Here is a 23,660-nt window from a genome sequence, read left to right on the forward strand (position 1 = left end):
GAAATCGCTCCCACAGGGTGGCGGGCTAGTCCTTCAGCTCCATCCGCACATCCCCCAGCTTCGCGCCGTAAGGCCCGTAGCTGCGCTCCACCAGCTCGCGGCTGCCGTCGGCGCGGACGATCAGCGCCGAACTGGCACGGGTGCCGTAGGTGCGGGTGGCGATGAACACGCTGGAGAGCATGCGCTCGGTGTTCAGCCCCACGCCGGTGTCCGGCAGGATGTGGTCCTGCGCCACCTCCGGGTCGTGCAGCAGGTTGAGCAGGGAATCGGTCGAGGGCGGGTTCAGGCATTCGGCGATGGCTGCCTTGCCGCGCTCGACCTTGGGCCAGGGCGTATCCAGATCGGCGTTGGAGACGCCATAGATGCCCGGCTTGAGGTTGATCGGGCCGCCGCTGCGCGGGTTGAGGAACCACAGCTCTCGGTCGTCCCCCACCAGCAGGTTGAACCCCGAGTAGTCGTTGGCGCGGCGCAGCGCATCCTCGAGGAATTCGCCCGGCCCCATGGTTCCGCGCAGGAACTGCACGCAGAGCTCGCCACGGGTGCGGCCGACCGGGGGCGTTCGGGGGTCTCGGATATTGGTGAGGGCGGCGAAACGGCCTTTGGGCCCGGCGCCGAGCCAGGTACCTCCGGCTTCCAGATCGCGCCCAGCGATCACGCCAGGTGCGTCTTCCCAGTTCGCCATGGACAGTGTGGGGCGTGCGTAGAATTCATCTCGGTTTGCAGCGAGCACCAGCGGGACTTCGTGTCCGGGGCGCCATGCGAATACGATCAGGCACATGGAGTCGTCTCCTTTTTATGAGCCGGAGTGTAGCAGCCGGTAGGAAAACTACATCAGCTGCAAATGTCTACTTCCGGGTTATCGGCAGCTTCCGTCGAACGTCCATCTCCACGCGGTGGAGCCAGAAACAGCCTTCCGTTAACATGCCGCTTTGTTTTCGGGGGTGTCCATGGAATTCCTGCTCTACCTGGTGCTCGGCGCCTGCGCCGGAGTGCTGGCCGGGCTGTTTGGCGTCGGCGGCGGCATGATAATCGTGCCGGTGCTGGTATTCAGCTTCACCGCCCAAGGATTCGATCCCGGCATCCTCACGCACCTGGCAGTCGGTACCTCCCTGGCCACCATCATCTTCACCTCCATCAACTCGGTGCGCGAGCATCACCGCAAGGGTGCGGTGCGCTGGCCGATCTTCGCCTGGATGGCCGTCGGCATCCTCATCGGCGCCGGTTTCGGCTCGCTGACCGCCGCCGCCATCCAGGGCCCGATGTTGCAGAAGATCATCGGTGTCTTCGCCATACTGGTAGCCATCCAGATGGGCCTGGACCTGAAGCCCAAGGCCAGTCGCGAGGTTCCCGGCAAGCCGGGCCTGACCCTGGCAGGCGTAGTGATTGGCTGGGCTTCGGCCATCTTCGGGATCGGTGGCGGCTCCCTGACCGTGCCCTTCCTGACCTGGCGCAGCGTACCCATCCAGCAGGCTGTGGCCACCTCCGCGGCCTGCGGGCTGCCGATTGCCGCGGCGAGCGCATTGTCGTTCATGGTGCTGGGCTGGAACAACGCCAACCTGCCGCCCTACAGCTTTGGCTTCGTCTACCTTCCGGCGCTGGTCGGCATTGCCGCCACCAGCATGTTGTTCGCCCGCTTCGGTGCGCGCCTGGCCCATAGGCTATCGCCGCGCCTGCTGAAGCGCCTGTTCGCCCTGCTGCTGCTGTCAGTGGGCCTGAACTTCCTGATCTAAGGAGCTGTGATGCTGGCTTATCCCCAGATCGATCCGGTAGCGCTGGCTATCGGCCCGCTGAAGATCCACTGGTACGGCCTGATGTACCTCATCGGCATCGGGGGTGCGTGGTGGCTGGCCTCGCGCCGCCTGAAGGCCTTCGACCCCACCTGGAGCAAGGAAAAACTCTCCGACCTGGTGTTCTGGGTCGCCCTCGGCGTCATCGCCGGCGGTCGTCTTGGTTACGTCTTGTTCTACGATCTGTCGGCGTACATCGCCAATCCGCTGCTGATCCTCGAAGTCTGGAAGGGCGGCATGTCGTTCCACGGCGGCCTGATCGGCGTGATGCTGGCCACCCTCTGGTTCGGCAAGCGCAACAACAAGAGCTTCTTCCAGCTGATGGACTTCATCGCGCCGCTGGTCCCCATCGGACTGGGCGCCGGCCGTATCGGCAACTTCATCAATGCCGAGCTCTGGGGCAAGGCCACCGACCTGCCCTGGGCGATGATCTTCCCCACCGACCCGGCGCAGTTGCCGCGCCATCCGTCGCAGCTGTACCAGTTCGCGCTGGAAGGCGTGGCGCTGTTCGCCATCCTCTGGTTCTATTCGCGCAAACCCCGCCCGACCATGGCCGTTTCCGGCATGTTCGCGCTGTTCTACGGCCTTTTCCGCTTCGCGGTGGAGTTCGTCCGCGTACCGGATGCCCAACTCGGTTACCTGGCCTTCGGCTGGCTGACCATGGGCCAGATCCTCTGCCTGCCGATGATCTTCGGCGGCATCGCCCTGATTGTCTGGGCCCATCGCCGCCAGGCAGCCCAAGGAGTCGTCTGATGAAACAGTATCTCGACCTGATGCGCCGTGCGCGCGAGACCGGCACCTTCAAGAGCGACCGCACCGGCACCGGCACCTATAGCGTGTTCGGCCACCAGATGCGCTTCGACCTGGCCGAAGGCTTCCCCATGGTGACCACCAAGAAGTGCCACCTGAAATCTATCGTCCATGAGCTGCTGTGGTTCCTTCAGGGCGATACCAACATCAAGTACCTGAAGGACAACGGCGTCTCCATCTGGGACGAATGGGCCGACGAAGAGGGCAACCTCGGGCCGGTCTACGGCTACCAGTGGCGCTCCTGGCCGGCTCCCAATGGCGAGTCCATCGACCAGATCGCCAAAGTAGTGGAAATGATCAAGAAGAACCCGGACTCGCGCCGGCTGATCGTTTCGGCCTGGAACCCGGCCCTGGTGGACGAGATGGCCCTGCCGCCCTGCCACGCGCTGTTCCAGTTCTACGTGGCCAACGGCAAGCTGAGCTGCCAGCTGTACCAGCGCTCCGCCGATATCTTCCTCGGCGTGCCCTTCAACATCGCCAGCTATGCCTTGTTGACCCTGATGGTGGCCCAGGTCTGCGACCTGGAGCCGGGCGAGTTCATCTGGACTGGCGGCGACTGCCACCTCTACGCCAACCACATCGAGCAGACCGACCTGCAGCTCACCCGCGAGCCGCTGCCGTTGCCGACCATGAAGATCAATCCGGACGTGAAAGACCTGTTCGCCTTCAAGTTCGAAGACTTCGAGCTGGTGGGCTACCAGGCGCATCCGCACATCAAGGCGCCGGTCGCCGTCTGATCCGCCGGGGCGGCAAACGCCCCGGTCTTCCGCTGACAGGAGTCACCATGAAAGCCCCGCTTGCAGCCCTGCTCACGGGGCTTTTCGGCCTCTGGCCGTCCTTCGCTGTCTGGGCCGAGCCTGCCCAGGGCAGCTTCGTCGCCAGCCAGCGTTGCGAGGCGTTCCAGTCCATTCGCAAGCAGAGCAATCCGGACGACCTCAAGCTAGAACCGGGCCAGCGCTACGAAGTGGTAGAGGTCAACAAGGGCGATTACGACTGGCTGCGAATCCGCATTCCGGGCAGTGACACGCCATTGCGCTGGGTTGCGGCCGGTTGCGGGGCCGTTGAGGGGCTGGTGTTCAATACCGGAAAGCCCGCGAAGACCGAAAGCGGCGGCGACATCTGCAGCCTGCCTGACCAGCACGACGGCTATGTGCTGGCGGCCACCTGGCAGCCGGGCTTCTGCGAGCACGCCTCCTTCAAGGGCAGCAAGCCCGAATGCGAGGGCCTGGAGTCCGGTGAGCTGCAAATCTCCCACCTGACCCTGCATGGCCTCTGGCCCAATCGACAATCCTGCGGCACGCGCTACGGCCACTGCGCCGGGCCTGATCTCAAACTCAGCGCGGACACACTGGCCTACGTTCGCCCGTGGATGCCGAACTTCCGTTACGGCACCAGTTTCGGCCGTTACCAGTGGGACAAGCACGGTGTCTGCCAGAGGCAGATGGACGACGACGCCTACTTCCGCCGCGCGGTGGACCTGGTGCGCCAGCTGGACCAGTCGGCGGCGGGCCAGTACATCGTTGCCAACATCGGCGGTGCGATTTCTAAACGCCTCTTCTACGAGCGCGTGGAGAAGGACTTTGGCAGCCGCGATGCGCAGAACAACTTCCTGCTCATTTGCAGCGGTCAGTACCTGCAGGAGATTCGTGTCGCCCTGCCCCGTGAGCTGAAGCAGGCTGACAGCCTGGTCGGTGTCGTCGATGGGCAGTTCGCCGCGAGTCGCGCGCGGGATCGCAGCGAATGCCGTGCTGATCGCATCCAGATCGAAGCCGGTGGCCGCTGAGCCGGTGTGCGCCGAGCTGCTTCGGGGAGCCCCCTCGGCAGCTCGGTTGGTGCGGGTCGCTGCTTAGTTCAGGGTCGCCGCCAGCTCGTCGAGATCGTCGGCCGCGCGGCTGAGATAGAACTCGGCACCGCCATGGGTGCGGCCCCCGCCTTGCTGTAGCTGGGCGCGCACGAAGCGGTAATTGGTCCGGGCCTTGCCCAGCACCTCGGCGTGTTCCGGATGGCCAGTGAGCAACTGGTCGAAGCGCTGTTCGATGTCGGCGTCCAGGCCTGCCGCCTGCGCTTCGGGCAAGGCGAAGTCCAGCTTGTTGGGCAACGGATAGGCGCGGAGCTGATAGTCCAGCAGCACGCTGGCCAGCGCCTGGCTCTGGGCGTTGAACGGCGCTCCGGGGTCGCTGGCTGGGTCCTGCTTCATGTTCGCGGAGAGCGCCTGGGCGGCTTGTTCCAGGCCCCGCTCCTGCTCCAACAGCTGGCCTACCAGTTCCGGGAAGCGGGGCGCCTGATCGCGCGGCAGGCCGTCGAGTGTATTGAACAACTTTTCCATGGCCTGCACCGGACGCTGCAACGACGCCGGACTACCGAGCTGGACGATGAGCCGGTTCAGGGTGTTGAGGTGGTAGAAGGTCGCCTTCAGGGCGCGGGGGTCGGGCTCGCGCTCCTGGGGATTGAAGTAGACCATGGCACTGGCGCAGAGCAGGCGGCCATGGCTGCTCAGCTCCCCCAGGTGCCGGGCATCCTGCTCACTACCCCAGGCCAGCGGGCTCAGCAGGCAGAACAGCATCAACAACTTGCGCATCATCCATCTCTCCCGGTTCTTGTTTTTGTGTCGGGCGCGCTGGGGCGGGGAATCTGGCCCCTTGCCGGCACCGTGCATTCTGGCGGTGGGCCCTGTTGGAGCGGCGGGCCAATCCTACGGGAGCGGAGGGTTTTCGGTAAGTCCTTGCCGCCGGTATGTCGTCAGGGCATGAGGCCAGTGGCCAGGGTCGCTACCTGTCCCTGGCGCTCCGCCTGCTCCAGCTCGGCGCCCGGATTCAGCGACGACCATTCCGGATGGGCGCGGGCCTTGCCCAGCACCGCCGGCAGCTTGCCTTCCTGCCACTGCCTTGCCTCCGGCGTGTCGACGCGCACCGCCTCGAACGCCGCGTGACCACGCGCGTCGAGCGCCGCCAGCAACTGCCGTTGACGCAAGGCCAGCAGGTGCAGGATGGCGTCGTCCACGGTCAGTTCGCGTTGTCCCTTGATCTTGCCCAGCAGCCGTTCGCCATAGTGGCCGAAGGTCTGCCAGGCACCGCCGGCGATGGCTCCGAGCGCTGCTGCCGCACCCAGCGTGAGGCCGCCCACCAGCAGGTCGACGCTGGCGCCGGCCGCCGCTCCTGCGGCCATGCCGCCGCCCAGGCGCACACCCAGTTGCTTGAGGGTTTCCGGGTTGAACAGGTCGTCGCCCCAGCGGCCGCCCAGCAGCGGCAGGTCGCTGGTGGCGGCGTCGTCCTGAGCGAACGCGTAGAGGCGCAGCAGGGCCTCCACGCAACGTTGCTCACGCTGGCGCACCTGCTGGCGCAGTGCCTCGGTGGCCGCCTGGAGGGCGGCTTCCTGGGCCGGCACGCTGCGGCGGCAGGCGGCGACGTCCAGCAGGAGTTCGGCGATCAGGCGGCTACCTGCTTCCAGGCGCAACCGGCGTTGCGCCTGGTGATCGTCCACCAGCCGTTGCAGCTGCGGGCGGGCGCGTTCCAGCAGCAGGGCCAGGCTGTCGTAGAGCCGCTCTTCGCCATCCAGCGGCGGCGCCACGCTGTCGAAGCGCACCAGCGCATGCAGGCCCAGACGGGCGAGGGCCTCGCGCCAGTCGGCTTCACGGTGGTTCTCGCTGGCGACGAAGTTCAGCACGGGAAGCAGCGGTCGCCCGCACATGGCGAGCACTGCCAGCTCATCGCGGTACTTGGCCAGCACCGGCTCGCGGGCGTCGATCACATAGAGCCCGGCGTCGGAGGCCAGCAGTTGGCGCAGCACCTTGGCCTCCTGTTCGAAACGCTGGCGTGCTTCGCTGCCGTCGAGGAAACGGGCGAGGCGGGCGGGGCCATCCAGGCGTTCGCCGGGGCGATCCAGCCGTTCCAGGTGATCGAGAAGGGCGATGGCGTCTTCCAGGCCCGGCGTGTCGTAAAGCTCCAGCAATGGCTGGCCGTCCACTGACAGGCGCGCCCCTTCCACATGGCGGGTGGTGCTGGGGCGATGGGACACGTCGCCGAATGACCGATCACGTAGCAGGGTGCGCAACAGGGAGGTCTTGCCCACGTTGGTGTGGCCCACCACGGCGAGCTTCAAGGGCTTAGTCATGGCCGGTCTCCAGCCAGTGCAGGGGAGCCCCCTGGGCGTGGGTCAGGGCCAGGCGGTCGAGTGCCTGGTGCCAATCTTCCAGGCGCTGGCTATCCAGGACCTCGCCTGAGGGCGGTGGCAGGAGCCAGATGCGGATCTGGCCCGCGCTGCGCGCCAGTTCGCCGATCAATGCCAGGGTGCCTCGATCCGGCGAGCGACGAGGGTCGCAGGCCACGGCGAGACGTTCTGGCGGAAAGCGGCTGAGCTGGTCGAGCAGACGCTGGCGTTGTTCGCGGCTGTCGAGCACGCCAGCGTCACCGACACCTTTGGGCAAGGGCGGCGGCCAGGGGCGGCGATCATCCAGTTCGATCGCCACCAGCAGCGCGCCCTGGCTGACACCGTTCAGGCTGCCGGCGCGGGGTTCGACCAGTTCGGCCGGGGCGGCATCGCAAACGCCCAGGCGCTCGCTGGCGGGCTGCAAGCGTTCGCGCAGTAAGCTGTAGCCAGGCAGGCTGAGGTCCAGGCCAAGGCGCGCGTGTCCTTGTGACCAGCGCCAGAAGCAGAACAGGCCCAGCAGCAGGCGCGGTAGCAGGCCGTAGGTGAAGGTGACCCCCAGCAGCCAGCCTGACCAGGCCTGACGCGCGGCATCGTCGCCGACCACGCTGCTGCTGGCGCGAATGGTTGCGGCATCCGGCAGGCTGAAACCGAACAGGCTGGGAAGTGCGCCGAGGGCCTGGGTGAGGAAGACGAAGGTGTCGCTGCCGAGGATGGTGGTTTCCCAGACGAAACCGTAGCGACGGGTAGCGAGCAGGAGGAAGAGGACCGCCAGGGCGCTGCCCAGGGTCAGCAGCCAGATGCCGTGAACCAGGGTGCCCAGGCCCCAGCGGGTCAGACGTTGGCGTTGCAGCAGCAGGAGCAGTGCGGGGGCCAGGTGTGCAGCCTGGGCGTCGCGGGCGAGCTTGCCGCTGAGCCAAAGCCAGATGCGACCCAGCACGCTGGCGCTGCTGCCGAAACAAAACGACAGGGCCCAACCGAGCAGCATCAGTACGTGCAGGCCGAGCAGGCTGCCCAATGCCCAGAACAGGTTGACCGGGCGTTGGCCATCGCCAAGCGCGGCAACCGCCAGGCCCGCGCCGCTGACCAGGGCGAGCAGCAGCAGCACCAGACCGGCGAGTCGTGCACCCTGGCGCCAGTGCTGCAGGGCCTGGAACGGCCCGTCGCGCTGGGCCAGCCAGAGGGCACGGGATTCGATCCGTGTGGCGAGGTCTCCGCCGGCGGCATTGGCGCGGCGGTTGGCTTCGGTGTCTTCGAGAGGGCCGGCGTGTTCTTCGCGCAGGCGGATGGCCTCGGTGAGCCAGAGCCGGTCGAGTCGGGAAAGGGAAGGGAAGGAGGCTGGATTGGGTTCGCTCACGAAGGGCTTCTTGGCCAAGGGTGAGCGTTGAGAATAACCGCTGGAAGCGGCCCCATCATCAAAAGAGAAGGCCGGCGCTGGGCGCCGGCCTTCATCTGTCAGTGGCTATGGGAACTGGCTGCCACCTTCACCCGGGGTGCTGATGGCGCGTCGTGATGGTCGTCATGTTCGGACACCACTTTCACTTCGTTGCCGTCGCAGTCGTACAGCTTGCCGTCGCGGAAATAGTCGCCCTCGTTCAGGGCGGCGATGTCCTGGTAGCGCAGGGTGCGCTCGCTGGCGGCGACGAACACCGACTGCTGGTCCGAGTTGCCGGCCTTCAGGTGGTTGAAGATGAGGTTCAGCAGGATGGCCATGATTGCGGCCGAGCTGATGCCGGAGTGGAAGATGGTTTCGAACCAGGCCGGGAAGTGGTGGTAGAAGGTCGGCGCCGCGATCGGGATCATGCCGAAGCCGATGGAGGTGGCGACGATGATCAGGTTCATGTTGTTGCGGTAGTCCACCTGCGCCAGGGTGCGGATGCCCGACGCGGCGACGGTGCCGAACAGCACCACGCCAGCGCCACCCAGTACCGAAGTGGGCACGGCGGCGATCAGGCGACCCATCACCGGCAGCAGGCCGAGGGTCACCAGGATCAGGCCGGCGGTGGCGACCACGTAGCGGCTCTTCACGCCGGTGACGGCTACCAGGCCGACGTTCTGGGCGAAGGCGCTCTGGGTGAAGGAACCGAACAGCGGGGCCAGGGAGCTGGAAATCATGTCGGCGCGCAGGCCGTTGCCGAGGCGCTTGGAGTCCACCTTGGTGCCGATGATCTCACCGACGGCGAGGATGTCGGCCGAGGTTTCCACCAGGGTCACGATGATCACGATCAGCATCGACAGGATCGCCGCGATGTGGAATTCCGGCATGCCGAAGTGCAGCGGCGAGGGCATGGCTACCAGCGGGCCTTCAAGCACCTTGGAGAAGTCCGCCATGCCGAAGAACACCGCCGTCACGGTGCCGATGACCATCGCCAGGAGGATCGACAGGCGCGAGATGCTGGCACTGCCCAGCTTGCTCAGCAGCAGCACGGTGGCGAGGGTGAACGCGGCCAGGCTGACGTTGGCCACGCTGCCGAACTCCGGCGACTGGCTGTTGCCGCCCATCGCCCAGCGTGCCGCAACGGGCATCAGGGTGAGGCCGATGGTGGTGATCACGATGCCGGTCACGAGCGGCGGGAAGAACTTGGTGATCCGCGAGAATATCGGGGTGATCAGCAGGCCGATCAGTGAGGCGGCGATTACCGCGCCGAGTACGGCTGGAATGCCGCCGGCGCCGTTACTGCCGATGATGGCGATCATGGTCGCCACGCCGGCAAAGGACACGCCTTGCACCAGCGGAAGCTGACAGCCGAAGAAGGGAAGACCGATTGTTTGCAGCAAGGTGGCCAGGCCACCGGCGAACAGTGAGGCTGCGATCAGCAGGCCGATGTCCGCGGGCGAAAGCCCGGCGGCCTGGCCGATGATCAGGGGTACCGCGACAATTCCGCCATACATGGTCAGCACATGCTGCAGACCATAGGCGAGGTTGGCTCCAATGCCGAGGTTTTCATCTTCCGGTCGTTGCACCGGAGACGGACTTGCGGTTGGGACTGTCATGGTGGGCTCTCGGTTTTGTTATTGTGCTGGCAACTGTAGACAATTATCCGGTCCATTGACTAGTGCTTTGTATACAATTTTTTAGGCGATCTTTTTCGCCTATTTCCAGCAAAAGATCACGCAAATTCTCCTAAAAACGCAGAACACGTAGCTGACCATGTGGTCAGAAAAATGATTGTCGACGAATGGAGGCTGTCCGCTGAGTCGGCGATTTCAGGTATGCACAGGCCATGCCGGAAACCGATTCCAGGGATGCCCAAACCTCCGTTTGCTTTCTCTCCGGGACGGCAATCGGTATTCTCGCCGCCATGAAAAAGACCCTACCCCTCTGCCTGATTGCCGCCCTCGCGCAGAATCGCGTGATCGGTCGCGACAACCAACTACCCTGGCATCTGCCGGCGGACCTCAAGCATTTCAAGGCCATGACCCTCGGTAAGCCGATCATCATGGGCCGCAAGACCTGGGACTCCCTGGGGCGTCCGCTGCCGGGCCGGCTCAATCTGGTGGTCAGCCGCCAGGAAGGGTTGGTGCTGGAAGGCGCGGAAGTCTTCCCCAGCCTGGAGGCCGCCATTGAGCGCGCTGATGCCTGGGCGCGCGAGGAAGATGCCGAAGAGCTGATGCTGATCGGTGGTGCCGAGCTCTACATCCAGGGCCTGGTCCACGCCGATCGCCTCTACCTGACCCGCGTGGAGCTGGCTCCGGAAGGCGATGCATTCTTCCCTGAAGTGTCGCAGCAGGATTGGCGCCTGGCCTCCAGCATCGAGCACGAGGCGACGACGGACACGCCGGCCTACGCCTTCGAAGTATGGGAAAAGCGCTGAGGTCCCAGACCAATCCAGATTGGTAGGTTGTGGCTGAGCAACGCGAAGCCCAACATCGCGGGCCAGGTGTTGGGCTTCGCTGCGCTCTGCCCAACCTACAGTGCGATTGGTCCGTCAGATCTGTAGCTCCCGCAACTCCGCTCGCACCTCATCTTTCTCTATCAGCAGAAACCCCACTGACACCGGCAGCTTGAAACGCCTCGGTCCGGCGCTGCCCGGATTCACGTGCACCAGGCCGGCGCGCTCGGTAATCAGCGGTTTATGGGAATGCCCTGTGACCGCTACGCTGAATCCACGCTCCTTCAAATCAGCGGGGATGTCCGCCTGGTCGTGCACCAGATAGATACCCGTTTCTCCCAGCCACAGCTCTTCGACGTCGCGTACAACGTCGGCCCAAGCGTCCACGTCATTATTGCCGCGCACCGCAGTCAGCGGCGCCAGTTGACGCAGGACGTCCAGGATTTCGGGCGTGCCGATGTCGCCGGCATGGAGGATATGGTCGCACCCCTCAAGCGCCGCAAGGGCCTGGGGCCGGAGAAGGCCGTGGGTGTCTGAGATCAGGCCGATTCGGAGGGAGGTCATGGCTGGGTCCCATCGAGTGATGGGACCCATTCTGCCACTTAGCGGGATTCCGGCAGGAACCAGTTCAGCAGCAGGGCGCAGAGGCCGCCGGTGGCGACGCCGGATTCGAGGATGTTGCGCAGGGCTGCCGGCATATGGGCGAGGAATTCCGGCACCTGCGATACGCCGAGGCCCAATGCCAGGGACACGGCGATGATCAGCAGCGCGCGGCGATCCAGCGTGGTGCCGGCGAGGATGTTGATGCCGGAAGCGGCGACTGCGCCGAACATCACCATGGCGGCGCCACCCAGTACCGGTTCGGGAATGGCCTGCAGCACGCCGGCTACCGCCGGGAACAGGCCCAGCAGCACCAGCATCAGGGCGATCCACAGACCGATGTGGCGGCTGGCGATGCCGGTCAGCTGGATCACGCCGTTGTTCTGCGCGAAGACCGAGCTGGGGAAGGTGTTGAACAGGCCGGCTAGCAGGGAATTGGCGCCATTCACGAGTACGCCGCCCTTGATCCGCTGCATCCACAGCGGGCCTTCCACCGGCTGGCGCGAAACCTTGCTGGTGGCGGTGACGTCGCCGATGGCTTCGAGCGAGGTGACCAGGTAGATCACCAGCATCGGCACGAACAGGGACCAGGAGAAGCCCAGGCCGAAATGCAGCGGTACCGGCACCTGGACCAGCGGCGCGTCGTGCAGGCCGCTGAAGTCGAGCCGGCCGAGCCACGCGGCCAGGGCGTAGCCTGCGAGCAGTGCAATGACGATGGCGCAGCTGCGCATCCACACCAGTGGGATGCGATTGAGCAGCAGGATCACGCCGAGCACGGTGCCCGACAGCAGCAGGTTCTCACCATTGGCGAAGGTGCCGTTGGCCATGGCGCCGAAGCCGCCGCCCATGCTGATCAGGCCGACCTTGATCAGGGTCAGGCCGATCATCAGTACCACGATGCCGGTCACCAGCGGATTGATCAGGCGCTTCACGAAGGGCAGCACGCGGGAGATGCCCATCTCAACGAAGGCGCCGGCCATCACCACGCCGAAGATCGCGGCCATCACCGCTTCAACCGGTGTGCCTTGCTTGACCATCAACGCGCCGCCAGCGATCAGCGGGCCCACGAAGTTGAAGCTGGTGCCCTGGACGATCAGCAGTCCCGCACCAAACGGCCCGAAGCGCTTGCACTGCACATAGGTGGCGATGCCCGATACCACGAGGGACATGGAGACGATCAGGTTCGTATCCCGCGCCGAGACACCCAGCGCCTGGCAGATCAGCAGGCCGGGGGTGACGATGGGAACGATGATGGCCAGCAGGTGCTGCAGCGCAGCGAGCAGGGCAGCCAGCGGGCGCGGCTTGTCTTCCAGGCCGTAGAGCAGCTCGTTGCGAGCCTCGGGGACGGGGGGCTTTTCCAGTGAAGTCATGGCGATCGACCGCAAAAAAGCGGCGATTCTACTGCGGCGCTGATGTCCTGTGGGGGCGAATTCATTCGCAAAGGGCGGCGCAGCTGCCCCAAGGGGACAACAGGCGGGCCTTCGGTCCGCCCAGCGATTGAAATCGCCCCCACAAGAAGCAAAAAGCCCGGCATTTGCCGGGCTTTTTCGTTGCCGGAGCTTACAGGTGGTCCAGCATCGCCTTGTTGCGCACCGCGCCCTTGTCGGCGCTGGTGGCGAGCAGGGCGTAGGCCTTGAGCGCGGTGGTCACCTTGCGCGCACGCGGCGCGACCGGTTTCCAACCCTTCTTGTCCTGCACATGGCGGCGGTGGGACAGCTCTTCATCGCTGACCAGCAGCTGGATGGTGCGGTTGTGGATGTCGATGTGGATACGGTCGCCGTCCTCCACCAGGCCGATGGCGCCACCAGCAGCGGCTTCAGGCGAGGCGTGGCCGATGGACAGGCCCGAGGTGCCGCCGGAGAAGCGGCCGTCGGTGAGCAGGGCGCACTGCTTGCCCAGGCCCTTGGACTTCAGGTAGCTGGTCGGGTACAGCATTTCCTGCATGCCCGGGCCGCCTTTCGGGCCTTCGTAGCGGATGATCACGATGTCGCCGGCCTTCACTTCGTCGGCGAGGATGCCTTTCACGGCGCTGTCCTGGCTTTCGAAGATCTTCGCGTTGCCTTCGAACACGTGGATGGATTCATCCACGCCAGCGGTCTTCACCACGCAGCCATCGAGGGCGATGTTGCCGTAAAGAACCGCGAGGCCACCTTCCTGGGAGTAGGCGTGCTCGACGCTGCGGATGCAGCCTTCGGCGCGGTCGTCGTCGAGGGTGTCCCAGCGCGTGGACTGGCTGAACGCGGTCTGGGTCGGGATGCCTGCCGGGCCCGCCTTGAAGAAGGTGTGGACGGCTTCGTCATTGGTCTGGGTAATGTCCCACTGAGAGATGGCGTCCGCCATGCTCGGGCTGTGCACGGTGGGCACGTCGGTGTGCAGCAGGCCACCACGGGCCAGTTCGCCGAGGATGCTGAAGATGCCGCCGGCGCGGTGCACGTCTTCCATGTGGTACTTCTGGATGTTCGGCGCCACCTTGCACAGCTGCGGCACTTTGCGCGACAGGCGATCGATGTCGCGCAGGTCGAAGTCGATCTCCGCCTCCTGGGCGGCGGCCAGCAGGTGCAGGATGGTGTTGGTGGAGCCGCCCATGGCGATGTCCAGAGTCATGGCGTTCTCGAAGGCCTTGAAGCTGGCGACGTTGCGCGGCAGCACGGACTCGTCGCCTTCGCCGTAGTAGCGCTGGCACAGCTCGACGGCCAGGCGGCCGGCGCGCAGGAACAGCTGCTCGCGGTCGCTGTGGGTGGCCAGGGTCGAGCCGTTGCCCGGCAGCGCCAGGCCGAGGGCCTCGGTCAGGCAGTTCATCGAGTTGGCGGTGAACATGCCGGAGCAGGAACCGCAGGTGGGGCAGGCGCTGCGCTCGTACTCGGCGACTTTCTCGTCGGAGCAGGAGTCGTCAGCGGCAACCACCATGGCGTCGACCAGGTCCAGGCCGTGATTCGCCAGCTTGGTCTTGCCGGCTTCCATCGGACCGCCGGAAACGAAGACCACCGGGATGTTCAGGCGCAGGGCGGCCATCAGCATGCCGGGGGTGATCTTGTCGCAGTTGGAGATGCAGACGATGGCGTCGGCGCAGTGGGCGTTGACCATGTATTCCACGGAGTCGGCGATGATCTCGCGGCTCGGCAGGGAGTACAGCATGCCGTCATGGCCCATGGCGATGCCGTCGTCCACGGCGATGGTGTTGAATTCCTTGGCCACGCCGCCGTGCTTCTCGATCTCGCGGGCGACCAGTTGGCCCAGGTCCTTCAGGTGCACGTGGCCGGGCACGAACTGGGTGAAGGAGTTGGCGATGGCGATGATCGGCTTCTTGAAGTCCTCGTCCTTCATCCCGGTGGCGCGCCACAGGGCGCGGGCGCCGGCCATGTTGCGGCCGTGGGTGGAGGTTTTCGAGCGGTAATCGGGCATGACGGTTTCCTGCGGCTAATCAGGTATCAATAAGAGTCTCATCGTGAGCGCGGAACGTACCGGATGCAAACGGCAGATGGCCATTCGGTCGGTGGTGGCCGGAAGGCGGGGCGGGGTCACCGCTCGCTCGGCCGAAGCTCACTGGCCCGCCGGAGGATGGTTGGCGAGGAATGGCCCGATTCTACGCCGGGCCCGGCCGGCAGGGAAAGGCTGGCGGTCGGGCCGGCGCGGTGGCCGGCCCGATGCTGAGCGGAGCTGTTTAGCTGTTCGGCAGCAGGCGGACCGTCAGGCTCTTGATGTAGCGGGTCTCGGCGATGGCCGGGTGTACCGGGTGGTCCGGGCCCTGGCCGCCGCGCTCCAGCAGCTGGATATTGCGATCCAGGTGGCGGGCACTGTTGAGCAGGATGTTCTGCAGGTCGTCTTCCGGCAGGTGCATGGAGCAGGAGGCGCTGACCAGGATGCCGTCCTTGTTCAGCAGGCGCATGGCTTGCTCGTTGAGGCGGCGGTAGGCGGCCTCGCCGTTCTTCAGGTCCTTCTTGCGCTTGATGAAGGCGGGCGGGTCGGCGACGACCACGTCGAAGCGCTCTTCGGCGGCTTTCAGTTCCTTGAGGGCTTCGAACACGTCACCTTCCACGCAGGTGACCTGTTCGGCCACGCCATTGAGGGTCGCGTTGCGCTCCACGCCATCGAGGGCGAAGCCGGAGGCGTCGACGCAGAACACTTCGCTGGCGCCGAAGGCCGCGGCCTGCACGCCCCAGCCGCCGATGTAGCTGAACAGGTCGAGGACGCGCTTGCCCTTCACGTAGGGCGCCAGGCGCGCGCGGTTCATGCGGTGGTCGTAGAACCAGCCGGTCTTCTGGCCTTCCATGACCGGGGCCTCGAACTTCACGCCGTTCTCTTCCAGGGCGACCCACTCGGGCACCACACCGAAGGCAGTGTCCACGTAGCGCTCCAGGCCTTCGGCGTCACGGGCGCTGGAGTCGTTCTTCCAGAGCACGCCGCGAGGTTTGAGGACCTGCACCAGGGCGTCGAGCACGGCGTCCTTGTTGCGCTCCATGGCGGCGGAAGCAAGTTGCACCACCAGGTGATCGCCGAAGCGGTCCACCACCAGGCCCGGCAGCAGGTCGGAGTCGCCGTAGACCAGGCGGTAGAAGGGCTTGTCGAAGAGGCGCTCGCGCAGACTCAAGGCGACGTTGATGCGATGCACCAGGAGGGACTTGTCCAGGCTGTGCTTGATGTCACGGGACACCAGGCGGGCGCAGATCAGGTTGTTCGGCGAAATGGCGACCACGCCCAGGGGCTTGCCGCCAGCGGCTTCGAGGATGGCCTGGTCGCCCGGCTGGAAGAGGTTCATCGGGGTGGCGACCACGTCCACTTCGTTGCTGTAGACCCACAGGTGGCCGGCGCGCAGGCGTCGATCGGCGTTGGCTTTGAGGCGCAGGCTGGGCAGGGACATGTGTCGCTCTCCGGAAAAAAGGCGGGGATTATACCCCAGCCCGCGCAGGCTCCGGGGGCCGCCCGGCGGTGCTGCAGGCGACCTGGCACGATGGTCGGAAAATGCCTGGAAATCCCGAGCAAGTGATTGGTGCAACCGGGTAGACTGTCGACTCGGTCAAACTTCTCTCTCATTCCCATGGCTCAAGAACTATCCGCAGATCAGATCCGTCAGGTCCTGCAGGGCATCAGTGTGCCGCCGCAACCTCAGATCATGGTCGACCTGCAAATGGAGCAGGTCATGCCCAACCCGGACCTGAAGTCCATCGCCCGCCTGATCAGCCAGGACCCGGGCCTGTCCGGCGCGCTGCTGAAGATCGTCAATTCGCCCTTTTTCGGCCTGACCAACCGCATCGCCTCGATCCAGCAGGCGGTGAACCTGCTCGGCTGCAACACGGTGATCAACCTGATCAATGCGCAGTCGATCAAGGGCGAAATGAGCGATGAGACCATCCTTACCCTGAATCGCTTCTGGGACACCGCCCAGGACGTCGCGATGACCAGCCTGACGCTGGCCAAGCGCATCGGTTACCAGTCGGCCGACGAGGCCTATGCCCTTGGCCTGTTCCACAATTGCGGCATCCCGCTGATGCTCAAGCGCTTCCCCAACTACATGATGGTGCTGGAAGAGGCCTACGCCAGTGCAGGCCCCGAGCGTCGCGTGGTGGACACCGAGAATCGCCTGCTGAATACCAACCATGCCGTGGTCGGCTTCTTCACGGCGCGCTCCTGGCGCTTGCCGGAGCATCTCTGCGAAGCCATCGCCAACCACCACAACGCACTGTCGATCTTCACCGACGATTCCGCTCGCGATGCCCAGCTCAAGACACTGCTGGCCATCCTCAAGATGGCCGAGCACATCTGTGCCTCTCACCTGGTGCTGGGCAACCAGCCAGAGGATTACGAGTGGATGAGCATTCGCGCGCAGGTGCTGGACTATGTCGGGTTGTCGGAGTACGACTTCGAGAACCTCAAGGAAAGCATCCGCGAGCTTGGCGTGAGCTGAGCCGCGACCGAGTACCGAGATTCCGATGCCTGAATTACCCGAAGTCGAAACTACCCGTCGTGGAATTGCGCCCTTCCTCGAAGGCCAGCGAGTCAGCCGGGTGATCGTGCGTGAGCGCCGTTTGCGCTGGCCGATTCCCGAAGACCTCGATGTGCGCCTGTCCGGCCAGCGCATCCTGCTGGTGGAGCGGCGCGCCAAGTACCTGTTGCTGCAGGCCGAGGTCGGCACCCTGATCAGCCACCTCGGCATGTCCGGCAGCCTGCGCCTGGTGGAAGCAGGGCTGGAAGCGGCCAAGCATGAGCATGTGGATATCGAGTTGGAGTCGGGCATGGCCCTGCGCTACACCGACCCACGTCGCTTCGGCGCGCTGCTCTGGAGCGACGATCCGCTCAACCACGAACTGCTGCGTCACCTGGGGCCGGAACCGCTGACCGGGCTGTTCGACGGCGACCGCCTGTTCCAGCTCTCCCGTGGCCGCAGCATGGCGGTGAAGCCCTTCATCATGGATAACGCCGTGGTGGTCGGGGTCGGCAACATCTACGCCACCGAGGCGCTGTTCGCCGCCGGGATCGACCCGCGCCGCGAAGCGGGCACCATTTCGCGGGCGCGCTACCTGAAACTGGCCGAGGAGATCAAACGCATCCTCGCGCAAGCCATCGAGTGTGGTGGTACCACGCTGCGCGACTTCGTAGGCGGTGACGGCAAGCCGGGGTACTTCCAGCAGGAGCTGTTCGTCTACGGCCGCGCGGGTGAGTTCTGCAAGCAGTGCGGCTCGACCCTGCGGGAAGTCCGCCTGGGCCAGCGCGCCAGCGTCTACTGTCCGCGCTGCCAACGCTAATCCCTCGCCGGGTCGCCAGACTCGGCGTCGAGCATTCGTATAACAAGAAAGAAGTCTGTTCCATGTACGGTAATTATCTGCCCCGCAATCCCTTTGCTGAAGCGATCGGCCACGGATTGCTGCGCCTGATGGGCTGGCGCATCGAAGGGCGCCTGCCGCCACTCGACAAGTTCGTGATCATCGGCGCCCACCACACTTCCAACTGGGACTTCGTGCTGTTCCTCGCGGTGAAGTTCGTGCTGCGCCTGAATGCCCGCTGGTTCGGCAAACACACCATCTTCCGTTGGCCTTTTGCGGGGCTGATGCAGCGCTGGGGCGGCGTGCCGATCCATCGCCACCTGAAACTCAACATGGTGGAGCAGGCCGTGGAACGCTTCCGCGAGAGCCGCGAGTTCATGCTGGTGATCTCGCCTGAAGGCACCCGCAAGCGAGTGGAGCGCTGGAAGATGGGCTTCTACCACATCGCCCGTGGGGCTGACGTGCCGGTGGTGCCGGCGGCCCTGGATTACGTCAATCGCCGGGTGGTGCTCGGTCAGCCGTTCTACACCACCGGCGACGAGCAGGCCGATCTGCGCCAATTGCTGGCCTTCTACCGTCCTTACGTGCCGAAAAAACCCGACTACGCTTTCAATGGCGATTGAAGGCCGTCACGCTGCCAATGTGCCATGCGCTGTTATAGTTTTTCGTACACCACTATCTGAAGGATCGCCCGTATGAACCTGCTCCGCACAACCGCTGCTGTCCTGGCGCTGACCACTGGCCTGCTGGCGCTGCCGGCTAATGCGGAAGTGGTACAGGAAAATGTCAGCGGCGACCCGATGTACACCGCCAATGCCCCCAGCGGTTACAGCATGGCCGGTGACATCCTGATCGCCCGCCCGCTGCTGATCGGTGCCACCGTGATCGGCGCAGGCCTGTTCATCATCAGCCTGCCGTTCTCCGCTCTGGGCGGTAATGTCGAGGATGCGGCCAATGCGCTGGTTGTCGAGCCGGGCAGAGAGGCCTTCGTGCGCTGCCTGGGCTGCACCATAAGCGGTTACCAGCGAGACTGATCCCTTCCTGCGGCTCCATCGCGACGGCCCCTCTTCGGGGCCGTCGGCGTTTTCGGGGCACCGTACGGGTTGCCGATTGGCGGCCGCATCGGGTAATAGCTGGGCTGTGTCTGGTGAAGGAATACCGCCTGTGAAGCACTACTCCCGCATCGTCTTGCTCATCCTGGCCACCATCGGCTTGGCGTTGAGCTTCTGGTTCAGCTCCGGCTGGCTGGAACTCTGTGCCGGTCTCGCGCTGTTCCTGTTCGGGATGCAGTGCCTGGAAGAGGGGCTACGCCAACTCGCCGGCAGCAAACTCGAGCAACTGCTGGCCAGCAGCACCTCCACCAACTTCAAGGGGCTGATGTTCGGCATCAGCGGCACCTTGCTGCTGCAATCCAGCACGCTGGTGTCGCTGCTTACCATCGCCTTCATCAGTGCCGGGCTGATCCAGCTCGCCGGCGGCATCGCCATCCTCTTTGGCGCCAACCTGGGGGCTACCAGCGGCATCTGGCTGCTGGCCCTGGCGGGGCAGAACCTCAGCCTGAGCCCGCTGGCGCTGCCGCTGCTGGTATTCGGCGTCCTCGGTGGCTTCCTGGGTGAGAAGAGCAAGGCCGCCGGACGCATCGTTCTCGGCATTGCCTTCATCTTCCTCGGGATCGACCAGATCAAGGACGGTTTCTCCAGTTTCGGCGACGGCCTCGACTTCACCGCTTACCAGGCGGAAGGGCTGATGGGTAGCCTGCTATTCGCCCTGGTGGGGTTGCTGGTGACCGTGGTGCTGCAATCCAGCCACGCGACCCTGATGCTGACCTTGGCGGCCCTGGCAGGTGGTCAGCTGGACCTGGCCCAGGGGTTCGCCATCGCCATCGGCTCCAACGTCGGCAGCAGCGTCACCACGGCCTTCGTGGGCTCCCTCGGCGGCAACCGCAGTGGACAGCGGCTGGCGCTGGCCCATGTGCTGTTCAACGTGGTCACCTGCAGCCTGGCTTTCATCTTGTTGGGGCCATTGAGCTGGCTGGTCGATCGGATCGCCGGTCTCACCGGGCTGGGCGACAACGAGCTGATCCAGCTGGCCATGTTCCATAGCCTGATCAACGCCATGGGGGTGCTGTTGTTCTGGCCGCTTCAGGAGCGTCTCGCACACTGGCTGGTGCGCTGGTTGCCGGAGCGCGAAGAGCCCCAGGTGTTGATCACCGAGCTGGCCGCCGGGCCGGAGGAGCTGCTGCGTACACGGGCGCGCTACCTCAACGAACGCGCGCTGGACTCGGTGGATGCCGCCGCGAGTGCCGTGGTGCGCGAGCTGCGCCATCTCGGGCGCTTGAGCATGGAGGTGATCTGTCACGCGCTCTATCTACCGGTGGATCAACTGGCCAAGGCGCAAGGCGACGAGCGCCTGCTGCAGGCCCGGCCGGAGCGCCATCATCTGGATGCGGAAGCGCTCTACCAGCGGCATATCAAGGGTGTGTACGGCGATCTGCTGAGCTTCATGGGCCGACTCGACCTGCCTCTGGACGAAGCGCATCAGCAGTTCTGGGTCAGTTGCCAACTGGCTGCGTTGCAACTGGTGGATGCGGTGAAGGATGCCAAGCATCTGCAGAAGAACCTCGGCCGCTATCTGGACCAGGAACCGTCGCCCTTGCGTGATGCCTACGTGGACCTGCGTCGCCACCTGCTGGCGATGCTTCATGAGCTGCGCGAGCTGGGCCGTTCCGACCTGCCGGAGCAGGCCTGGAACGAGCGCCTGGCCTGGCTGGACGGAAAGGCCGCGACCTTCGATGGCAGCTTCCGTACCCGGCTGTTCAATTCGGTGCGCAGTGGCGAGCTGGATGGCCTGATGACCAGTTCCCTGATGAACGATCTGGGTTATGCCAGTCGGATCTTCCAGAGCCTTCGCAACGTGATGATGCTGGGTGAAGGACAGTTGCTGTTCCGCGAGCTGCGGCGGCTGGAGCAGGATGACGAGGCGTTGATCGTGCTGGAAGGAGAGCGGCTGTCCTGAAGGGAGGCCCTATTCTCGTGGGCGCGAATTCATTCGCAATGCGGACCCCTTGTGCTGGCTTGGGGCAACGGGCCGCTGGGGCGGCCCTTCGCGAATGAATTCGCTCCTACTTCAACTTCTCGATGTCGAGGATTTCGGATAGGCCGAGGCCGCGTGGGTCGCTGGCCGCTTCGAGGCTGCCCTTGGCCTTGTTCCAGAACAGCACCTGCTGGTTGCCGTAGTTGCGTTCCAGCGCCTTGAGGCTGTAGCCGCGAGCGCGCAGTTCGGCGGTTTCGCTGCTGCTGAAGGCGCCCGGTTCGTGCTCGATCTGGTCCGGCAGGTACTGGTGGTGATAGCGCGCCACCGCTGGCCAGCGGTTCACTGGCTGACCATCCAGATACTCCAGCACTGACAACAGCACCATGCTGGGAATCCGGCTGCCGCCCGGGGTGCCGAAGGCGGCGAATTCTCCTTCGCTCTCGATGAAGGTCGGGCTCATGGACGAGAGCGGGCGTTTGCCGGAGCCCACCGCATTGGCCTGGCTGGCGGCAAGGCCGTAAGCATTGGCGCCTTCGGGGTTCGCCGCGAAATCGTCCATCTCGTCATTCAGCAGAACGCCGGTGCCGGGCACGGTGAACGCGGCGCCGAAGGGCAGGTTGATGGACAGCGTGGCGGCCACCGCGTTGCCGTCCTTGTCGATGACGGCGAAGTGTGTGGTGTGGTCGCCTTCATGCAAGGGTGGCGACGGCGGCAGGCTGCTGCTCGGGGTGGCGCGGCGGGCGTCGATACCCTTGGCGAGGTCTTTCAGGTAACTGGCGTCGAGCAGCTTGGTCTGGGGAATGGCGACGAAATCCGGGTCGCCGAGCAGGCCACGGTCGCGATAGGCGCGGCGCAGGACTTCCACCACGTAATGGGTGCGCTGCACGCGGTCGGCCTTGCGCCAGGGCAGTTCCTGCAACATGGCCAGGCTCTGGGCCAGCGCGATGCCGCCGGCGGAGGGCGGCGGGGCGCCAATCAGCTCACGACCATCGACAAGGCCGAAGCGGATCGGCTGGCGTTCCACGGTTTTGTATTCGGCCAGGTCGCGCAGGCTCCAGATGCCGCCGGCGGCGTTCACGCCCTGCACCAGCCTTTCGGCGGTGAGGCCGCTGTAGAAGCCGGCCTTGCCGTAACGGGCGATGCGTTCGAGGGTGTTGCCCAGTTCCGGCTGGCGCAGCAGGCTGAACTCTTCCGGGATTTCACCCTTGTGGTCGAGGAACAGCCGCGCCGTTTCCGGGTCGTCGCGCATGGACGACAGTCGCCAGGAGGCGCGCTCGCGGTAAATCCGATCCACCGAGATGCCGTCACGGGCCAGGCGGATGGCTGGTGTCAGGCTGTCGGCCAGGGGCAAGCGGCCGTAGCGGCCGGCGAGGTCCGCCAGGGCGGCAGGCAAGCCGGGAATGGCGGCGGCCAGCGGGCCATTGAGGGACAGGGCCGGGTCCACCTTGCCGTCGCGGACATACAGGCGTGCATTAGCGGCCAGGGGGGCGCGTTCGCGGGCATCGAGGAAGTGATAGGTGGGCTTGTCGCCGCCCTTGCGGAGCAGGAAGAAACCGCCGCCGCCGAGGCCGGAGCCGTAAGGTTCAGCGACTGCCAGTGCGGCGCTGATGGCGACTGCGGCATCGAAGGCGTTGCCGCCCTGCGCCAGGGTTTCCAGGCCGGCTACCGTGGCAGACGGATGGGGCGTGGCAACTGCTGCGCGGCCCGGTTCGGCGGCCTGGGACACGCTCGCGAGCAGGAGCAGCGACGCCAGCAGCGCGCCACGGTAGGCGCCGCGTACCGGGCGGCCCATGGATCAGACCTTGCCGGTGAGCTTCAGGTACTTCTGCATCAGCTCATCCTTGCTTTCGACATGGGTTTCGTCGAGCGGAATGCAGTCGACGGGGCAGACCTGCTGGCACTGGGGTTCATCGTAGTGGCCGACGCATTCAGTGCACAGGTTGGGGTCGATCACGTAGATCTCTTCGCCCTGGGAGATCGCGCCGTTCGGGCACTCGGGTTCGCAGACGTCGCAATTGATGCAGTCGTCGGTGATCTTGAGGGACATGGGAACAACTCCTGCCGTCGCCATGCAGCGGCGGCCTTTAACAGAAATTAGCGGAATTGTGCCGGATTGCCGCGATCGACGCACGCGCCGATCGCCAGGGGTGCGGGGCGAGGCTCTTGCGAGCCTTCAGCAGAAGCCCGTGCTCAGCGTTTGAAACGCTCGGCCAATGCCGCAGCGACAGCCGGATGGACGAACTTGCTGATATCGCCGCCCAGGGCCGCTATTTCACGCACGAGCGTGGAGGAGATGAAGGAATACCGTTCCGACGGAGTGAGGAACATGCTCTCCACGTCCGGTGCCAGCTGGCGGTTCATATTGGCCAGTTGGAATTCGTACTCGAAGTCCGAAACGGCGCGCAGACCACGCAGGAACACATTGGCGTTCTGCTCCTTGACGAAGTGCGCCAGCAGGGTGGAGAAGCCCACCACTTCGACGTTCGGCAGGTGTTTGGTGACTTCGCGCGCCAGCTCCACACGCTGCTCCAGGCTGAACAGCGGATTCTTCTTCGGGCTCGCGGCAACGGCGATGATCACGGTATCGAACAGGCGCGAAGCGCGTTCGATCAGATCGCCGTGACCCTTGGTGATGGGGTCGAAAGTGCCCGGATACAACACTCGGTTCATCGCGACGTCCTGGCAGGGGACCGAAA

General features: G+C 65.1%; 22 protein-coding genes. 10 read left to right on the forward strand and 12 right to left on the reverse strand.

The features are described 5' to 3' along the window. Nucleotides 1–25 precede the first annotated feature (25 nt). Nucleotides 26–778, reverse strand: a complete 753-nt coding sequence (locus E8E95_RS04795) for an NRDE family protein (RefSeq protein WP_280348549.1) — start codon at nt 776–778, stop codon at nt 26–28. 169 nt (nt 779–947) lie between these two features. Here E8E95_RS04795 and E8E95_RS04800 point away from each other — a divergent pair, with 169 nt between their 5' ends. From E8E95_RS04800 to E8E95_RS04815, 4 genes are read left to right on the forward strand one after another with little or no spacing between them, the layout of a single operon-like run. Then, nucleotides 948–1,730, forward strand: coding sequence for a sulfite exporter TauE/SafE family protein (locus tag E8E95_RS04800; RefSeq protein ID WP_280348550.1), 783 nt, complete (start codon nt 948–950; stop codon nt 1,728–1,730). Nucleotides 1,731–1,739: 9 nt separating this feature from the next. Then, on the forward strand, nt 1,740–2,540 hold the full coding sequence (gene lgt / locus E8E95_RS04805; protein WP_179058577.1) for a prolipoprotein diacylglyceryl transferase: 801 nt from the start codon (nt 1,740–1,742) through the stop codon (nt 2,538–2,540). Beyond that, nucleotides 2,540–3,334, forward strand: a complete 795-nt coding sequence (locus E8E95_RS04810; RefSeq protein ID WP_280348553.1) for a thymidylate synthase — start codon at nt 2,540–2,542, stop codon at nt 3,332–3,334. The genes lgt and E8E95_RS04810 overlap by 1 nt, the downstream gene beginning before the upstream one ends. A gap of 47 nt (nt 3,335–3,381) precedes the next feature. Next, entirely contained in the window at nt 3,382–4,380 is a 999-nt protein-coding gene (locus tag E8E95_RS04815) for a ribonuclease T(2) (protein ID WP_280348554.1), read from the forward strand. Between the two features lie 63 nt (nt 4,381–4,443). Here the strand turns inward: E8E95_RS04815 and E8E95_RS04820 are convergent, their stop codons facing one another. From E8E95_RS04820 to E8E95_RS04835, 4 genes are all read right to left on the reverse strand, one after another. Next, a complete protein-coding gene (locus E8E95_RS04820) occupies nt 4,444–5,175 on the reverse strand; it encodes a hypothetical protein (RefSeq protein ID WP_280348556.1) in 732 nt (243 codons plus the stop codon). Between the two features lie 161 nt (nt 5,176–5,336). Further along, on the reverse strand, nt 5,337–6,707 hold the full coding sequence (locus tag E8E95_RS04825; protein WP_280348558.1) for a GTPase/DUF3482 domain-containing protein: 1,371 nt from the start codon (nt 6,705–6,707) through the stop codon (nt 5,337–5,339). Continuing rightward, nucleotides 6,700–8,097, reverse strand: a complete 1,398-nt coding sequence (locus E8E95_RS04830; protein WP_280348560.1) for a DUF2868 domain-containing protein — start codon at nt 8,095–8,097, stop codon at nt 6,700–6,702. Before E8E95_RS04830 ends, E8E95_RS04825 begins: the two co-directional genes overlap by 8 nt. A gap of 98 nt (nt 8,098–8,195) precedes the next feature. Further along, nucleotides 8,196–9,734 (reverse strand): nucleobase:cation symporter-2 family protein, encoded by a 1,539-nt coding sequence (locus E8E95_RS04835; RefSeq protein WP_280348562.1) that lies wholly within the window; start codon nt 9,732–9,734, stop codon nt 8,196–8,198. 308 nt (nt 9,735–10,042) lie between these two features. Between E8E95_RS04835 and E8E95_RS04840 the strand changes: the two genes are divergently transcribed. Next, nucleotides 10,043–10,555 (forward strand): dihydrofolate reductase, encoded by a 513-nt coding sequence (locus E8E95_RS04840; RefSeq protein WP_280348563.1) that lies wholly within the window; start codon nt 10,043–10,045, stop codon nt 10,553–10,555. Nucleotides 10,556–10,669: 114 nt separating this feature from the next. Here the strand turns inward: E8E95_RS04840 and E8E95_RS04845 are convergent, their stop codons facing one another. The 4 genes from E8E95_RS04845 to E8E95_RS04860 all read right to left on the reverse strand — a co-directional run bounded on the left by E8E95_RS04845 (nt 10,670) and on the right by E8E95_RS04860 (nt 16,031). Continuing rightward, nucleotides 10,670–11,137, reverse strand: a complete 468-nt coding sequence (locus E8E95_RS04845) for a metallophosphoesterase family protein (RefSeq protein ID WP_280348565.1) — start codon at nt 11,135–11,137, stop codon at nt 10,670–10,672. A 38-nt stretch (nt 11,138–11,175) separates the two neighbouring features. Then, nucleotides 11,176–12,543, reverse strand: a complete 1,368-nt coding sequence (locus tag E8E95_RS04850; RefSeq protein WP_280348567.1) for a nucleobase:cation symporter-2 family protein — start codon at nt 12,541–12,543, stop codon at nt 11,176–11,178. Between the two features lie 190 nt (nt 12,544–12,733). Continuing rightward, nucleotides 12,734–14,575 carry a dihydroxy-acid dehydratase gene (gene ilvD, locus E8E95_RS04855; protein WP_280348569.1) on the reverse strand — a complete coding sequence of 614 codons (1,842 nt, stop codon included), beginning with the start codon at nt 14,573–14,575 and terminating at the stop codon, nt 12,734–12,736. A gap of 259 nt (nt 14,576–14,834) precedes the next feature. Beyond that, a complete protein-coding gene (locus tag E8E95_RS04860; RefSeq protein ID WP_280348571.1) occupies nt 14,835–16,031 on the reverse strand; it encodes a class I SAM-dependent rRNA methyltransferase in 1,197 nt (398 codons plus the stop codon). A 231-nt stretch (nt 16,032–16,262) separates the two neighbouring features. Between E8E95_RS04860 and E8E95_RS04865 the strand changes: the two genes are divergently transcribed. From E8E95_RS04865 to E8E95_RS04885, 5 genes are all read left to right on the forward strand, one after another. After that, complete coding sequence (locus tag E8E95_RS04865) at nt 16,263–17,075, forward strand: HDOD domain-containing protein (RefSeq protein ID WP_280348610.1); 813 nt, start codon at nt 16,263–16,265, stop codon at nt 17,073–17,075. A gap of 25 nt (nt 17,076–17,100) precedes the next feature. Next, a complete protein-coding gene (mutM, locus tag E8E95_RS04870) occupies nt 17,101–17,913 on the forward strand; it encodes a bifunctional DNA-formamidopyrimidine glycosylase/DNA-(apurinic or apyrimidinic site) lyase (protein ID WP_280348573.1) in 813 nt (270 codons plus the stop codon). Between the two features lie 62 nt (nt 17,914–17,975). Beyond that, the gene (locus E8E95_RS04875) at nt 17,976–18,554 is read left to right on the forward strand and encodes a lysophospholipid acyltransferase family protein (RefSeq protein WP_280348574.1); all 579 of its coding nucleotides are present in this window, start codon (nt 17,976–17,978) and stop codon (nt 18,552–18,554) included. Nucleotides 18,555–18,626: 72 nt separating this feature from the next. After that, nucleotides 18,627–18,965, forward strand: coding sequence for a multidrug transporter (locus tag E8E95_RS04880; RefSeq protein ID WP_077524114.1), 339 nt, complete (start codon nt 18,627–18,629; stop codon nt 18,963–18,965). A 130-nt stretch (nt 18,966–19,095) separates the two neighbouring features. Further along, nucleotides 19,096–20,946, forward strand: coding sequence for a Na/Pi symporter (locus E8E95_RS04885; protein WP_280348577.1), 1,851 nt, complete (start codon nt 19,096–19,098; stop codon nt 20,944–20,946). 106 nt (nt 20,947–21,052) lie between these two features. On the opposite strand, the gene ggt is transcribed toward E8E95_RS04885, so the two are convergent. From ggt to coaD, 3 genes are all read right to left on the reverse strand, one after another. After that, nucleotides 21,053–22,756, reverse strand: coding sequence for a gamma-glutamyltransferase (gene ggt, locus E8E95_RS04890; RefSeq protein WP_280348578.1), 1,704 nt, complete (start codon nt 22,754–22,756; stop codon nt 21,053–21,055). A 3-nt stretch (nt 22,757–22,759) separates the two neighbouring features. Beyond that, nucleotides 22,760–23,011 (reverse strand): YfhL family 4Fe-4S dicluster ferredoxin, encoded by a 252-nt coding sequence (locus E8E95_RS04895; protein WP_280348580.1) that lies wholly within the window; start codon nt 23,009–23,011, stop codon nt 22,760–22,762. A gap of 143 nt (nt 23,012–23,154) precedes the next feature. After that, on the reverse strand, nt 23,155–23,634 hold the full coding sequence (gene coaD / locus E8E95_RS04900) for a pantetheine-phosphate adenylyltransferase (RefSeq protein WP_028629060.1): 480 nt from the start codon (nt 23,632–23,634) through the stop codon (nt 23,155–23,157). Nucleotides 23,635–23,660: the final 26 nt, after the last annotated feature.

It is taken from the genome of Pseudomonas sp. BN414, assembly GCF_029871275.1.
GTDB classification, from domain to species: Bacteria; Pseudomonadota; Gammaproteobacteria; order Pseudomonadales; family Pseudomonadaceae; genus Metapseudomonas; species Metapseudomonas resinovorans_C.